Genomic DNA, 11,278 nt, shown 5'->3' with positions numbered 1-11,278 from the left:
GTTTGAAAGCCGGATGAGGCAAAAACAAACCGCCATTGTACCGGTCGAGCGTTCAGTTATCCACATGTGGACACGTTAGGAACCACGACAAAACAGCCATTTATCGACCAAAACGGCTTTTCGCCTCTGTGAATAAGCCCTGTGGATAAACGACCATGAGGGCTATGCACAACCCCACCCCTTAGCCTGTTGATAACTCCTCTGTGGATAACAGGTGTTTTCATCCACAGCTTTCGCTCACGATGGGAACAAGCGCAGCACGGGATCAGAACAAAGTTGTAAAACTCTGTACACCCCGTAATTCATGGGCCAGCGCAGGTTATCCACAGAAGGTTATCCACTTAAGAGTTATAAGTTCTTCAAAAAAGCTTTTTATATGTCTCTTCTTTTTTTTCATGTTGTCCCTGATCCGTGTGTCCGATCAAGCACCCCTTGGGCACTGATCAACAGGCACCGTCCATCACATGCTCTATATGGAAAGACTGGTTGGAAATTGACCTATGGGCTTGCTTTCTCTAGAATCGCCGGTCTCTTAAAAAGGGGGCCATCCCGGCCCGTCGTCGACAAACCAGGTAACACGCCATGAAACGTACTTTCCAACCAAGCACCATCAAGCGCGCCCGCACCCACGGTTTCCGTGCCCGTATGGCTACCAAGAACGGCCGTGCTGTTCTGTCGCGTCGTCGTGCCAAAGGCCGTAAGCGTCTGGCCATTTGATTTTTCGGCACAGGTGGTGAGTCAGGACTTCAGTCGGGAAAAGCGACTGCTTACACCCCGGCATTTCAAAGCGGTCTTCGACTCCCCAACCGGCAAGGTTCCAGGGAAAAACCTGCTGATCCTTGCTCGCGAGAACGGTCTCGATCACCCACGCCTTGGCTTGGTAATCGGCAAGAAGAGTGTCAAGCTCGCCGTTCAACGCAACCGCCTCAAGCGCTTGATGCGCGATTCCTTTCGTCTGAACCAGCAATTGCTTGCCGGTCTGGACATCGTGATCGTCGCGCGCAAGGGATTGGGTGAGATAGAAAACCCGGAATTGCACCAACACTTTGGCAAGCTCTGGAAACGCCTGGCGCGCAGCCGGCCGACACCAGCAGTCACCGCCAATTCCGCAGGGGTAGACAGCCAAGATGCGTAAACTGGCACTCGTTCCGATCCAGTTTTACCGTTATGCCATTAGTCCTCTGATGGCCAATCACTGTCGGTTTTTCCCCAGTTGCTCCTGTTACGCGTATGAAGCCATCGAAAACCATGGCATCTGGCGTGGTGGGTGGCTGGCCGTTCGTCGCCTGGGGCGTTGTCATCCGTGGAATGACGGCGGTTTCGACCCCGTTCCACCCGCTCCTTCCTCCCGAACTTCTTCGATAGCCGAGTAATCATGGATATTAAACGCACGATCCTGATCGCCGCGCTGGCAGTCGTGTCCTACGTCATGGTCCTGAAGTGGAACGATGACTACGGCCAGGCTGCCCTGCCGACTCAGAATACTGCTGCCAGCACTGTTGCTCCGGGCTTGCCCGATGGCGTGCCGGCCGGTAACAACGGTGCCAGCGCCGATGTACCGAGCGCCAACGCCGAATCGAGCCCTGCCGAACTGGCACCGGTCGCACTCAGCAAGGACCTGATCCGAGTCAAGACCGACGTTCTGGAACTGGCTATCGATCCGGTCGGTGGTGACATCGTCCAGCTGAACCTGCCGAAGTACCCACGCCGTCAAGACCACCCGAACATTCCATTCCAGCTGTTCGACAACGGTGGTGAGCGTGTTTACCTGGCACAAAGCGGTCTGACCGGTACCGACGGCCCGGATGCCCGCGCCAGCGGCCGTCCCCTGTATGCCGCCGAACAGAAGAGCTACCAGCTGGCCGATGGCCAGGAACAACTGGTGGTAGACCTGAAGTTCAGTGACAACGGTGTCAACTACATCAAGCGTTTCAGCTTCAAGCGCGGTGAGTACGACCTGAATGTCAGCTACCTGATCGACAACCAGAGCGGCCAGGCCTGGAACGGCAACATGTTTGCCCAGCTCAAGCGTGATGCCAGCGGCGATCCGTCCTCCAGTACTGCCACCGGCACCGCTACCTACCTGGGTGCTGCCCTGTGGACAGCTTCTGAGCCTTACAAAAAGGTCTCGATGAAGGACATCGACAAAGGTAGTTTGAAAGAAAATGTGTCCGGCGGCTGGGTTGCCTGGCTGCAGCACTACTTCGTGACCGCCTGGATTCCGGCCAAGTCGGACAACAACGTTGTCCAGACCCGCAAGGATAGTCAGGGCAACTACATCATCGGCTACACCGGCCCGGTTATCAGCGTACCGGCTGGCGGCAAGGTCGAAACCAGTGCCCTGCTGTACGCCGGCCCGAAGATCCAGTCCAAGCTGAAAGAGTTGTCCCCAGGCCTGGAATTGACCGTCGACTACGGCTTCCTGTGGTTCATCGCCCAGCCGATCTTCTGGCTGCTGCAACATATCCACAGCCTGCTGGGTAACTGGGGCTGGTCGATCATCGTGCTGACCATGTTGATCAAAGGCCTGTTCTTCCCGCTGTCGGCTGCCAGCTACCGCTCCATGGCGCGTATGCGTGCCGTTGCACCTAAGCTCGCCGCACTCAAGGAACGCTTCGGTGACGATCGCCAGAAGATGTCCCAGGCGATGATGGAGCTTTACAAGAAAGAGAAGATCAACCCACTGGGTGGCTGCCTGCCGATCCTGGTGCAGATGCCGGTATTCCTGGCCCTGTACTGGGTATTGCTGGAAAGCGTGGAAATGCGCCAGGCCCCATGGATCCTGTGGATTACCGACCTGTCGATCAAGGATCCGTTCTTCATCCTGCCGATCATCATGGGCGCCACCATGTTCATCCAGCAGCGCCTGAACCCGACTCCGCCGGATCCGATGCAGGCCAAGGTGATGAAAATGATGCCAATCATCTTCACCTTCTTCTTCCTGTGGTTCCCTGCCGGTCTGGTGCTGTACTGGGTTGTGAACAACTGCCTGTCGATTTCGCAGCAGTGGTACATCACTCGCCGTATCGAAGCAGCTACCAAAAAAGCTGCTGCTTGACGGGCTAATACGCTAGCCTGTGAATAAAAAACGCCCCCTAGTGGGGCGTTTTTGCTATCTGTCGTTTTTGTCGTAGAGGCTTTCGAGCATGAACACTGTGCGTGAAACCATCGCCGCCATCGCCACGGCCCAGGGCCGGGGCGGTGTGGGAATTGTCAGGTTGTCCGGCCCTCTGGCTGCCAAGGCCGGCCTGTTGATCACCGGCCGCACCCTGACCCCGCGGCATGCCCATTACGGTCCGTTCCGCGACGATGAAGGGCTGGTGCTGGACGAAGGGATTGCTCTGTTCTTCCCAGGGCCTAATTCGTTCACTGGCGAAGACGTGCTGGAACTGCAGGGACACGGTGGCCCTGTGGTCTTGGACATGCTGCTGCAGCGCTGTGTACAAGTCGGCTGTCGTCTGGCCCGCCCGGGCGAGTTCAGCGAGCGCGCCTTCCTCAACGACAAGCTCGACCTGGCGCAGGCTGAAGCCATCGCCGACCTGATCGAAGCCAGTTCCAGCCAGGCAGCGCGCAACGCCCTGCGCTCGCTGCAAGGGGAATTCTCCAGGCGTGTGCACAGCCTCACCGAGGCGTTGATTGCCTTGCGTATTTACGTCGAGGCGGCAATCGATTTTCCTGAAGAAGAGATCGACTTCCTCGCCGATGGCCACGTGCTGTCGATGCTTGATGCCGTGCGCAGCGAGTTATCCACTGTGCAGCGCGAGGCCGGGCAGGGCGCCTTGCTGCGTGACGGCATGACGGTAGTCATTGCCGGCCGGCCGAATGCCGGTAAATCGAGCTTGCTGAACCAGCTGGCCGGGCGGGAAGCTGCCATCGTCACTGACATCGCCGGCACCACGCGGGATATCCTGCGCGAACATATCCACATCGACGGCATGCCGCTGCACGTTGTCGATACTGCTGGCTTGCGCGATACCGATGACCATGTGGAAAAGATCGGTGTGGAACGCGCCCTGAAGGCCATTGGCGAGGCAGACCGCGTTCTGCTGGTAGTCGACTCCACTGCGCCCGAGGCCAGCGACCCGTTCGCTTTGTGGCCTGAGTTTCTGGCTCAGCGGCCGGACCCGGCCAAGGTCACGCTGATTCGCAACAAGGCCGACCTGAGTGGTGAGCGGGTAGCGCTGGAACAGTGCGCTGACGGCCATGTGACCATTACCCTGAGCGCCAAGGGCGACGACACAGGGCTGCAACTGCTCCGCGACCATCTGAAAGGCTGTATGGGTTATGAGCAGACTGCAGAGAGTGGCTTCAGCGCCCGCCGGCGCCATCTGGATGCCTTGCGCCAGGCCAGCGAGCACCTGGAGCACGGCCGTGCTCAATTGACCTTGGCGGGCGCGGGAGAGCTTCTGGCTGAGGACTTACGGCAGGCACAGCATGCGCTGGGGGAGATCACAGGAGCATTCAGCTCGGATGACCTGCTTGGGCGGATTTTCTCCAGCTTCTGCATCGGCAAGTAATCCACAGCCACGCAAGGCCAAGCGCCGCTCCTTAGGGAGCGGCTTTTTTTTGCCTGAAATTCGTTGCAGAAGATGAATGCAGGCCGCTGACCCAAGCACCTGTGGGAGCGGGTGGACTCGCGAAGAAGCCCTTACAAGCACGGAATGTCGGCGGATGTACCGACCCTTTCGCGAGCTTGACCGCTCCAAACCGACCATGCCTGGTTGCTAGCGCGATGAATTTTCCATGCTCGGCCTAAAAACTGTGCTCAGGAGCCCTGTGGAAAAGTCGCCTTCAGCTCAGTTGATAAGCGGGCTTTTTTCTGAGGAAAAACCCGCCTGTGGGTAAACAGCCATTTAATCCACAGGCTAAATGACGTTATCCAGAGCCCTCATGGCACTCCAGACACAGGGTTTAATTTCTCTCTACATAGCGCCATTATTGGGATGCAGGACTTTATCCACAGAAGTCGCTGTGCATAAGAATAAACATAAAAACAAAGCTTTTTAAATTTCTTCTCTCTGATTTCTGTTGTTTGCCACTCATCCACAGACTGGTCAAAATTTGCTCAGACGGTTTCTTTACTGGGGGTGAAGTCCCTATACTTGTCCGCTTACCTTCTCTATTCGCAAAAACAGGCACGAGGTGCGTGGTGGATTTCCCTTCCCGTTTTGACGTGATCGTCATCGGCGGCGGCCATGCCGGTACCGAGGCTGCGCTTGCGTCTGCACGCATGGGTGTGAAAACCCTGCTGCTGACCCATAACGTGGAAACCCTCGGTCACATGAGCTGCAACCCCGCCATCGGCGGTATTGGCAAAAGCCATCTGGTCAAAGAGATCGATGCGCTCGGCGGCGCCATGGCGCTGGCCACCGACAAGAGCGGCATCCAGTTCCGCGTTCTGAACAACCGCAAGGGCCCGGCCGTACGTGCCACCCGTGCACAAGCCGACCGCGCCATCTACAAGGCAGTGGTACGTGAAATCCTGGAAAACCAGCCAAACCTGTGGATATTCCAGCAGTCCTGCGACGACCTGATCGTCGAGCAGGACCAGGTCAAAGGCGTGGTGACCCAGATGGGCCTGCGTTTCTTTGCCGAATCTGTGGTGCTGACTACCGGTACCTTCCTCGGCGGCCTTATCCACATTGGTCTGCAAAACCATTCCGGTGGTCGCGCCGGTGATCCACCTTCGATTGCCCTGGCCCACCGCATGCGTGAACTGCCGCTGCGCGTCGGCCGCCTGAAAACCGGTACCCCGCCACGCATTGACGGCCGCTCGGTGGACTTCTCGGTAATGACCGAACAGCCAGGGGATACGCCGATCCCGGTGATGTCGTTCATGGGCAATGCCGAAATGCACCCGCGTCAGGTGAGCTGCTGGATAACCCACACCAATGCGCGCACCCACGAGATCATTGCCTCGAACCTCGACCGTTCACCGATGTACTCGGGCGTGATCGAAGGTGTCGGTCCGCGCTACTGTCCGTCGATCGAAGACAAGATCCACCGCTTTGCCGACAAGGAAAGCCACCAGGTGTTCATCGAGCCGGAAGGCTTGAACACCCATGAGTTGTATCCCAACGGTATTTCCACTTCGTTGCCGTTCGACGTGCAGTTGGAGCTCGTGCGTTCCATCCGTGGCATGGAAAACGCCCACATCGTGCGCCCGGGCTATGCCATCGAGTACGACTACTTCGATCCCCGCGACCTCAAGTACAGCCTCGAGACGAAAGTCATCGGCGGCCTGTTCTTCGCCGGGCAGATCAACGGCACCACCGGGTACGAAGAAGCCGGCGCCCAGGGCCTGCTGGCCGGGACTAACGCCGCACTGCGGGCGCAGGGCCGTGACAGCTGGTGCCCGCGCCGCGACGAGGCATACATCGGCGTACTGGTGGACGACCTGATTACCTTGGGTACCCAGGAGCCGTACCGCATGTTTACCTCGCGTGCCGAGTACCGGCTGATACTGCGCGAAGACAACGCCGACCTGCGCCTGACCGAAAAGGGCCGTGAACTGGGCCTGATCGATGACCAGCGCTGGGCCGCGTTCTGCGCCAAGCGCGACGGTATCGAGCGTGAGGAACAGCGCCTGAAATCGACCTGGGTTCGGCCGAATACCGAGCAAGGCCAGGCCATTGTGGATAAGTTCGGCACTCCGCTGAGCCACGAGTACAGCCTGCTCAACCTGCTGGCGCGCCCCGAAATCGACTACGCCGGCCTGATCGAAGCGACTGGCGGTGACGTAATCGATCCACAGGTTGCCGAGCAGGTCGAGATCCGCACCAAGTACGCCGGCTACATCGACCGCCAGCAGGATGAAATTGCCCGACTGCGCGCCAGCGAAGACACACGCCTGCCTGTGGATATCGACTACACGACGATTTCCGGCCTGTCCAAGGAGATACAGGGCAAGCTGAGCCAGACCCGTCCGCAGACGCTGGGCCAGGCTTCGCGTATCCCGGGCGTGACCCCGGCGGCGATTTCCCTGTTGCTGATTCACTTGAAAAAACGCGGCGCTGGCCGCGAATTGGAGCAAAGCGCTTGAGTTCCCTGGTCACCCCTCAACACGCTGAAGAGTTGTCCACAGGTGCGCGCCAGCTTGGTGTCGAGCTGACTGCCGAGCAGCACGAGAAGCTGCTTGGCTACCTGGCTCTGTTGATCAAATGGAACAAAGCCTACAACCTGACTGCTGTGCGCGACCCGGACGAGATGGTTTCGCGTCACCTGCTCGACAGCCTTAGCGTCATGTCTTTTATCCACAACGACCGTGATAACTGGCTGGATGTCGGCAGCGGCGGTGGCATGCCCGGCATCCCGTTGGCTATCCTGCATCCACACAAGCGCGTCACCGTGCTGGACGCCAATGGCAAGAAAACCCGTTTCCTGACACAGGTGAAAATGGAACTCAGGCTGGACAACCTCACGGTTATCCACAGCCGGGTCGAGGCCTTCCAGCCGGCACAACCGTTCGACGGAATCATCTCCCGCGCTTTCAGCAGCATGGAGAACTTCACCAACTGGACCCGCCACTTGGGCGACACCGGGACGCAATGGCTTGCAATGAAGGGGCTGCATCCTGCCGATGAACTGGTAGCATTGCCCGCAGACTTCACAGTGGAAAGCGAACAGGCCCTGACCGTTCCGGGTTGCCAGGGCCAGCGCCATCTGCTGATACTGCGCCGCAAGGCATGACTGGGAACACTCGCAACAATGGCTAAGGTATTCGCAATCGCGAACCAGAAAGGTGGTGTGGGCAAGACAACCACCTGTATCAATCTCGCCGCCTCGCTGGCTGCGACCAAGCGTCGTGTCCTGCTGATCGACCTCGATCCGCAGGGCAACGCCACCATGGGCAGCGGTGTGGACAAGCACGAGCTCGAGCATTCGGTCTACGACCTGCTGATCGGGGAGTGCGACTTGGCCCAGGCTATGCACTACTCCGAGCACGGAGGCTTCCAGTTGCTGCCGGCCAACCGTGATCTGACCGCCGCTGAGGTGGTGCTGCTGGAAATGCAGGTCAAGGAGAGCCGTCTGCGCAACGCCCTGGCACCCATTCGCGATAACTACGACTACATCCTCATCGACTGCCCGCCGTCGCTGTCGATGCTCACGCTGAATGCTCTGGTCGCTTCCGATGGCGTGATTATCCCCATGCAGTGCGAGTATTACGCACTGGAAGGTCTCAGCGACCTTGTGGATAACATCAAGCGCATCGCCGCGCGGTTGAACCCGGAGTTGAAGATCGAGGGCCTGTTGCGGACCATGTACGATCCGCGCCTGAGCCTGAACAACGATGTTTCGGCGCAGTTGAAGGAGCACTTTGGCCCTCAGCTGTACGACACGGTCATTCCGCGCAACATTCGCTTGGCCGAGGCCCCCAGCTTCGGCATGCCAGCCCTTGCTTACGACAAGCAATCGCGGGGCGCACTGGCGTACCTGGCCCTGGCTGGGGAACTGGTACGCCGTCAACGCCGTCCATCACGCACTGCACAAACAACTTAAGGAATCCGTATGGCCGTCAAGAAACGGGGTCTCGGACGTGGGTTGGATGCACTGCTCAGTGGTCCTTCCGTCAGCGCGCTCGAAGAGCAGGCTGTAAAGATCGACCAGAAAGAACTGCAACACCTGCCGGTCGAGCTGGTCCAGCGCGGCAAGTACCAGCCTCGCCGGGACATGGACCCGGAGGCGCTGGAAGAGCTTGCGCACTCGATTCGCAACCATGGTGTGATGCAACCGATCGTGGTACGCCCGATTGGCGACAACCGATACGAGATCATCGCCGGTGAGCGCCGTTGGCGCGCCACCCAGCAGGCCGGCCTGGACACGATCCCGGCCATGGTCCGCGAAGTGCCCGACGAAGCCGCCATCGCCATGGCATTGATCGAGAACATCCAGCGCGAAGACCTCAACCCGCTGGAAGAGGCCATGGCCCTGCAGCGCCTGCAACAGGAATTCGAGCTCACCCAGCAGCAGGTGGCTGACGCTGTGGGCAAGTCGCGGGTGACCGTGGCCAACCTGCTGCGCCTCATCACCTTGCCCGATGCGATCAAGACCATGCTCGCCCACGGTGACCTGGAGATGGGGCACGCCCGTGCATTGCTGGGCCTGGAAGAAAATCGTCAGGAGGAGGGGGCGCGTCATGTTGTCGCACGTGGCCTCACCGTGCGCCAAACCGAGGCACTGGTCCGTCAGTGGCTCAGCGACAAGCCTGATCCGGTCGAACCGAGCAAACCTGATCCGGATATCGCACGCCTTGAACAGCGGCTCGCAGAGCGCCTGGGCTCGGCCGTGCAGATCCGTCATGGCAACAAGGGCAAAGGCCAGTTGGTTATTCGCTACAACTCGCTTGATGAGTTGCAAGGCGTGCTCGCTCACATCCGCTGAAACAATTCCTGTTGTAGCGCGAAGTCGGAAATCACTACCGAAGAGTTGAATAGGGGTTAATCCACCCCTATACTCTGCGCGCATTTTGTCGGCACAAATTATGCCAAGTCATAGCTGACTTGTTGGTCGACTTCCGAGGAGCAGTTGTGATGGAAATACGCACGCCAAACCGCCTGCCTTTCCATCGCTGGGCGGTTTTTCCGGTACTGCTGGCTCAATTTGTCGTACTGCTGCTGGCAACCTTGGTGTTGTGGCAGTGGAAAGGGTCGGTCAGTGGATATTCAGGCCTTTGCGGAGGTTTGATTGCCTGGCTGCCCAATGTGTATTTCGCCTGGAAGGCTTTTCGCTTCAGCGGGGCTCGGGCGGCACAAGCTATCGTCAAGTCGTTTTACGCTGGCGAGGCAGGCAAGATGATTTTGACGGCAGTGCTTTTTGCACTGACCTTTGCAGGAGTGAAGCCACTGGCGCCGCTAGCAGTATTCGGCGTCTTCGTGTTGACCCTTTTGGTCAGCTGGTTCGCGCCCCTGCTGATGAATAAAAGACTTTCGAGACCTTAGGGCGTTTGAGGCAACCATGGCAGCAGAAACCGCTTCGGGCTATATCCAGCACCACTTGCAGAACCTGACCTACGGTCAACTACCAGACGGCAGCTGGGGCTTCGCCCATTCGGCTGCAGAAGCCAAGGCAATGGGCTTCTGGGCGTTCCACCTGGACACCCTGGGTTGGTCCGTCGCGCTGGGTCTGATCTTCCTGTTGATCTTCCGCATGGCGGCCAAGAAGGCGACTTCCGGCCAACCTGGCGGTCTGCAGAACTTCGTTGAGGTGATGGTCGACTTCGTCAACGGCAGCGTGAAGGACTCCTTCCACGGCCGTAGCCCGGTAATCGCACCACTGGCGCTGACCATTTTCGTCTGGGTATTCCTGATGAACGCCGTCGACCTGATACCGGTCGACTGGATTCCTCAGCTGGCCATCCTGATTTCCGGTGACCCGCACATTCCGTTCCGCGCCGTGTCGACCACCGACCCGAACGCGACCCTGGCCATGGCCTTCTGCGTCTTCGCCCTGATCATCTTCTACAGCATCAAGGTCAAGGGACTGGGCGGCTTCATCGGTGAGCTGACCCTGCACCCGTTTGGCAGCAAGAATATCTTTGTGCAGATCCTGCTGATTCCGGTCAACTTCCTGCTGGAATTCGTCACCCTGATCGCCAAGCCGATCTCGCTGGCACTGCGTCTGTTCGGCAACATGTATGCTGGCGAGCTGGTGTTCATCCTGATCGCTGTAATGTTCGGCTCCGGCCTGCTGTGGCTCAGCGGCCTGGGTGTGGTGCTGCAATGGGCGTGGGCTGTGTTCCACATCCTGATCATCACCCTGCAAGCTTTCATCTTCATGATGCTGACCATCGTCTACCTGTCGATGGCTCACGAAGATAACCATTAAGACCGCCTGGCGTGTCTGATAGCCTTCCCTGCCTGTACGGGGGGAGGGCTTAAAAAGTCCGCAAGGGCATGCTGTACCAAACGATTTGTTTTACCGCTTCAAACTAAAAACCTAACCAATACGACGTAAAAGTCGGGAGGAAAGATGGAAACTGTAGTTGGTCTGACCGCTATCGCTGTTGCTCTGCTGATCGGCCTGGGTGCTCTGGGTACCGCCATTGGTTTCGGCCTGCTGGGTGGCAAATTCCTGGAAGGCGCTGCTCGTCAGCCAGAAATGGTTCCGATGCTGCAGGTCAAAATGTTCATCGTTGCCGGTCTGCTCGACGCCGTAACCATGATCGGTGTTGGTATCGCTCTGTTCTTCACCTTCGCGAATCCGTTCGTTGGTCAGATCGCCGGCTAATCACTCGTCACCACGAGTTGATGGCTGTATGAATTAAGACCGAGCGAGGTGT

The 11,278-nt window shown here is 58.4% G+C and carries 12 protein-coding genes; all 12 read left to right on the top strand.

The features are described from left to right. The first annotated feature begins 582 nt into the window (after positions 1-582). The 12 genes from rpmH (at position 583) to atpE (ending at position 11,226) form a co-directional block, all read left to right on the top strand. Positions 583-717 (top strand): 50S ribosomal protein L34, encoded by a 135-nt coding sequence (gene rpmH / locus PRJ_RS27600; RefSeq protein ID WP_003253163.1) that lies wholly within the window; start codon positions 583-585, stop codon positions 715-717. Between the two features lie 13 nt (positions 718-730). After that, the gene (gene rnpA / locus PRJ_RS27595; protein WP_003253166.1) at positions 731-1,135 is read left to right on the top strand and encodes a ribonuclease P protein component; all 405 of its coding nucleotides are present in this window, start codon (positions 731-733) and stop codon (positions 1,133-1,135) included. Continuing rightward, positions 1,128-1,373: a membrane protein insertion efficiency factor YidD gene (gene yidD / locus PRJ_RS27590; protein ID WP_003253169.1), complete on the top strand. Its 246-nt coding sequence runs from the start codon at positions 1,128-1,130 to the stop codon at positions 1,371-1,373. The genes rnpA and yidD overlap by 8 nt, the downstream gene beginning before the upstream one ends. 2 nt (positions 1,374-1,375) lie before the next feature. Further along, a complete protein-coding gene (yidC, locus tag PRJ_RS27585; protein WP_010951425.1) occupies positions 1,376-3,058 on the top strand; it encodes a membrane protein insertase YidC in 1,683 nt (560 codons plus the stop codon). A gap of 88 nt (positions 3,059-3,146) precedes the next feature. Next, positions 3,147-4,517 (top strand): tRNA uridine-5-carboxymethylaminomethyl(34) synthesis GTPase MnmE, encoded by a 1,371-nt coding sequence (gene mnmE / locus PRJ_RS27580; RefSeq protein ID WP_104962843.1) that lies wholly within the window; start codon positions 3,147-3,149, stop codon positions 4,515-4,517. A gap of 632 nt (positions 4,518-5,149) precedes the next feature. Continuing rightward, positions 5,150-7,042, top strand: a complete 1,893-nt coding sequence (gene mnmG, locus PRJ_RS27575) for a tRNA uridine-5-carboxymethylaminomethyl(34) synthesis enzyme MnmG (protein WP_064491478.1) — start codon at positions 5,150-5,152, stop codon at positions 7,040-7,042. After that, on the top strand, positions 7,039-7,689 hold the full coding sequence (gene rsmG / locus PRJ_RS27570; protein WP_020192710.1) for a 16S rRNA (guanine(527)-N(7))-methyltransferase RsmG: 651 nt from the start codon (positions 7,039-7,041) through the stop codon (positions 7,687-7,689). The genes mnmG and rsmG overlap by 4 nt, the downstream gene beginning before the upstream one ends. 18 nt (positions 7,690-7,707) lie before the next feature. Then, positions 7,708-8,499, top strand: coding sequence for a ParA family protein (locus PRJ_RS27565; protein WP_003253182.1), 792 nt, complete (start codon positions 7,708-7,710; stop codon positions 8,497-8,499). A 9-nt stretch (positions 8,500-8,508) separates the two neighbouring features. After that, positions 8,509-9,381 carry a ParB/RepB/Spo0J family partition protein gene (locus tag PRJ_RS27560; RefSeq protein WP_104962842.1) on the top strand — a complete coding sequence of 291 codons (873 nt, stop codon included), beginning with the start codon at positions 8,509-8,511 and terminating at the stop codon, positions 9,379-9,381. 149 nt (positions 9,382-9,530) lie between these two features. Next, positions 9,531-9,938, top strand: a complete 408-nt coding sequence (locus PRJ_RS27555; RefSeq protein WP_010955890.1) for a F0F1 ATP synthase subunit I — start codon at positions 9,531-9,533, stop codon at positions 9,936-9,938. 16 nt (positions 9,939-9,954) lie between these two features. Beyond that, the gene (gene atpB, locus PRJ_RS27550) at positions 9,955-10,824 is read left to right on the top strand and encodes a F0F1 ATP synthase subunit A (RefSeq protein WP_010955889.1); all 870 of its coding nucleotides are present in this window, start codon (positions 9,955-9,957) and stop codon (positions 10,822-10,824) included. A gap of 144 nt (positions 10,825-10,968) precedes the next feature. Further along, positions 10,969-11,226 (top strand): F0F1 ATP synthase subunit C, encoded by a 258-nt coding sequence (gene atpE, locus PRJ_RS27545; protein ID WP_003097235.1) that lies wholly within the window; start codon positions 10,969-10,971, stop codon positions 11,224-11,226. Positions 11,227-11,278: the final 52 nt, after the last annotated feature.

Origin of the sequence: Pseudomonas sp. XWY-1 (assembly GCF_002953115.1) — a bacterium.
GTDB classification, from domain to species: Bacteria; Pseudomonadota; Gammaproteobacteria; order Pseudomonadales; family Pseudomonadaceae; genus Aquipseudomonas; species Aquipseudomonas alloputida.
Note: the sequence above shows the minus strand (reverse complement) of the source record. Positions and strands in the feature narration are given on the sequence as shown.

Coding starts and splice junctions, on each gene's coding strand:
- atpE (WP_003097235.1), top strand. CDS start 10,969: ATGGAAACTGTAGTTGGTCTGACCGCTATCGCTGTTGCTCTGCTGATC.
- PRJ_RS27560 (WP_104962842.1), top strand. CDS start 8,509: ATGGCCGTCAAGAAACGGGGTCTCGGACGTGGGTTGGATGCACTGCTC.
- rpmH (WP_003253163.1), top strand. CDS start 583: ATGAAACGTACTTTCCAACCAAGCACCATCAAGCGCGCCCGCACCCAC.
- yidD (WP_003253169.1), top strand. CDS start 1,128: ATGCGTAAACTGGCACTCGTTCCGATCCAGTTTTACCGTTATGCCATT.
- mnmE (WP_104962843.1), top strand. CDS start 3,147: ATGAACACTGTGCGTGAAACCATCGCCGCCATCGCCACGGCCCAGGGC.
- yidC (WP_010951425.1), top strand. CDS start 1,376: ATGGATATTAAACGCACGATCCTGATCGCCGCGCTGGCAGTCGTGTCC.
- PRJ_RS27555 (WP_010955890.1), top strand. CDS start 9,531: ATGGAAATACGCACGCCAAACCGCCTGCCTTTCCATCGCTGGGCGGTT.
- PRJ_RS27565 (WP_003253182.1), top strand. CDS start 7,708: ATGGCTAAGGTATTCGCAATCGCGAACCAGAAAGGTGGTGTGGGCAAG.
- atpB (WP_010955889.1), top strand. CDS start 9,955: ATGGCAGCAGAAACCGCTTCGGGCTATATCCAGCACCACTTGCAGAAC.